Here is a 2,267-nt window from a genome sequence, read left to right as displayed (position 1 = left end):
TTGTGGCTCCTGAGGTCGCGGGTTCGATCCCCGTCAGCCACCCCAATATTCCCCATCTAAATCAAAGACTTACGAATCCTGCCCAGTGCGGGTTTTTTCGTTTTGGGCGCTTGTGTACGAATTCGGTGTACGAATTTTACCCCTCATCGGCTTTTCCCAGACTTCGGGCTGTATAAAATCACAGGTCTTCATAGCCTATTCTTCTTCGTCTTTTTCATCGTCACACCCCTTGTTCAACGGTATTACCCGGTCTGGTGTGCGGTTGTAGCGCTCTGCCATCGATGTCGTTTTGTGACCAGTAAAGCGTTTTACGTCACCCTCGAAATCACTGGCTGCTTTGATCTTTAAGTCGTGGAAGCGGAAGCGCTCTTTGATAACCCCGGCAGCCAAAGCTGCTCGTTGTTCGCGCTGCCAGACTGCATTAAAACCCGTGCGGGTAAAGCCTTGGCCAGTGCGCCCTCTGATGATGTGTGCAGTTTGAATTTTGGCTGTAGTGTTCCCTGCAAGAGCGCGGTCCACTGCACGTCGCAAAGCTGTATTCCAAAGCTTGAGCTGTTGTTTTCCGGTTTTGGCCTGGATGATCAGCAGACCGTCTTCCTGAATGTGATGCCGGGTTAGGGCGAGAATATCTTGTTGGCGTGCAGCGCACAGGTAGGCGATTTCCATGGCACATTGATGCATGACATGCCCCCTCTCGCCTAACCAGCTCCAAAAAGCCTTATATTCGTCGTCTTCCACGTAGCGGCCGCCAGGTGATTCCGAAAAAGGGCGTACCGACCTGGTAGGGTCTTCGATCGACACAAAGCCCCGGGCTTTGCCCCATTTCATAATGATTCCCAGAAAAGTCCGTTCGCGATTAGCTGTAGCGGGGTGCTTGGCACCTCTGGAGTCCATAAACATCTGCACCAAAGGTGAGCTGACAGCGTCTGGCTGCATTTCACCAAACACCGCCGTAATTTTTTTCGCGTAACGCAGGTAATCGTTCTGTGTGCTGGGTTTTAGATACTTGGTGTACTGAGGAGAGGCAAAATACAGATCCAGGAGGTCGGCTACAGTGAACTCCTTTTGTACCTGCCCAGCCTGCCAGCGTTCATAGGCGATCCAAACTTCTGATTTACTGGCGTCTGGCCCGGCAAGATGTTGTGTAGGTTCTCCGTATTTGCGTACCCGATAACCCCTCTTATACCGTGCCACATGAGGGGGCATCCAGGCGTTTTCAGGATTTCGGCGTCTTCCCATTAATTTATAGCCTCCAGGTTGAACCCAAGAGGGGATTTGTTATGTCTTGGCCGTGAGGCCAATTTGGACTGATTGACCATATCCCAAGTAACAGCCGGTGTACCGTTCTTGCGCCGGACATAGGGAATCTGGTTTTCTTCCAGCACTTTTTTTTGTACTTCCGGGGATCGGGCCCCGGTCAATCTGCGCAATTGGGCGTCGGTTAGTATCTCGCTCATCGTTCTATCCTGTAAACACTGGCATGATTAAATCTGCGCCTACCTTCCAACTGGCCACGGTAAGGGTTGTTTGGGTGTTGGATTTACCATTGGAATAACCTTACCGTAAGGCGTTGCAGGAACTGCTCCACACCTCCTGCAGGACGGGGTGGGTGGATGTATACCTAGCCAGATTGCCGGCACTGTTACAGGGCCATCGCAGCGGCTACAGGTTCCTTTCACTATATCTGTCATTGCTTTGCCTCCATTCGCTTAAATTCAATAACCCATATACGTACTAATAAATGCAGCAGCTAACTTCGCATTGATTGCATTGCCATAACCGCGCAATCGTCCCACTCTTGCGGGAGCCCCATTAGCCAGCGGGAATGTGCCGGGTTCAACTGGCCTGAACTTTCCATCTTTGCAGCCGAGCCAGTCAGGGTTTCGCCAGAAGCCGTTAGTCGGACCGGGGATATTAGCTGCACTTGGTGCGCAAGAGCTGTTACAGACTGCCCCGCAGATGTTCCCTTTTTCCTCTCCAGAGCTCTTTCCGGTGTACCTCCTGGAGTGCTCGCAGTTGGCGTACCCCAGCCGGCCAGTGTAGCTTGTGCACTGAGAGGCTTTCCTCGCGTTTGTGACCACCTTTTCTGGTTGAACTCCTCGCTGGCCGACTCGCTTTTCCAATCCCGCGCGGCTGGCGTTGCCCATCCGATCTTCAGCAACGAAGTAGAGGCGCTGCCGGATGTTCGGAGCACCGACGCCCGCAGCGCATAAATCGAGCGCCCCGCTGGTGTAGTTCGCTCCTTCCAGGTCAGCCTGTACAAGGTC

At 52.8% G+C, this 2,267-nt stretch carries 2 protein-coding genes and 1 pseudogene; all 3 read right to left on the bottom strand.

Features of this window, described 5'->3' with window-relative positions:
• Positions 1-195: 195 nt before the first annotated feature.
• Positions 196-1,239 (bottom strand): tyrosine-type recombinase/integrase, encoded by a 1,044-nt coding sequence (locus ABVT36_RS18955; protein ID WP_368457958.1) that lies wholly within the window; start codon positions 1,237-1,239, stop codon positions 196-198.
• Entirely contained in the window at positions 1,239-1,457 is a 219-nt protein-coding gene (locus tag ABVT36_RS18950; RefSeq protein WP_368457957.1) for a DUF4224 domain-containing protein, read from the bottom strand. The genes ABVT36_RS18955 and ABVT36_RS18950 overlap by 1 nt, the downstream gene beginning before the upstream one ends.
• Before the next feature lie 258 nt (positions 1,458-1,715).
• Positions 1,716-2,267 (bottom strand): annotated as a pseudogene (locus tag ABVT36_RS18945) (DNA cytosine methyltransferase); the annotation flags it as partial.

The sequence above is a fragment of the Microbulbifer sp. TYP-18 genome (assembly GCF_040932045.1).
Lineage (GTDB): Bacteria > Pseudomonadota > Gammaproteobacteria > Pseudomonadales > Cellvibrionaceae > Microbulbifer.
This window is presented reverse-complemented; position numbering and strand designations above follow the sequence as displayed.

What these genes read in the sequence shown, in the direction of transcription:
- ABVT36_RS18955 (WP_368457958.1), bottom strand. Translation starts at nt 1,239, where the DNA reads ATGGGAAGACGCCGAAATCCTGAAAACGCCTGGATGCCCCCTCATGTG.
- ABVT36_RS18950 (WP_368457957.1), bottom strand. Translation starts at nt 1,457, where the DNA reads ATGAGCGAGATACTAACCGACGCCCAATTGCGCAGATTGACCGGGGCC.